A 327-nucleotide genomic window follows, 5' to 3' on the forward strand; every position below is an offset into this window, starting at 1 on the left:
TCGTTGCGACTTTTGGCGCTCGCATGAAAAGTGCAAATGAGATCATCACGCAGCACAACACTGCAAACACTTGCATAGCACTCTGCCAATCAAATCCGTTCAACATGTATTGCGCACCCGGAATGACAGCAAACATGCCAAATGAACCCGCAGCCGTAGTTAAACCAAATGCTTTAGCAGCGTGTTCTGCAGGTACCACTTTCGCTACTGCACCTAATACGATCACATAGCTTGTTGCACTTAGTCCAAGGCCAACCAGTGCGCCTAACGAAACGTAAAGCATGCTCGATTCGGTAGAAATTGAGGTAAGAAGTAAACCCAAACCGT

1 pseudogene is annotated in these 327 nt (G+C 47.1%); it reads right to left on the reverse strand.

The window, feature by feature from the left end:
• A pseudogene (locus tag A3712_RS11380) lies at positions 1-327 on the reverse strand (MFS transporter); the annotation flags it as partial.

The organism is Vibrio sp. HI00D65, from assembly GCF_001635455.1.
Lineage (GTDB): Bacteria > Pseudomonadota > Gammaproteobacteria > Enterobacterales > Vibrionaceae > Vibrio.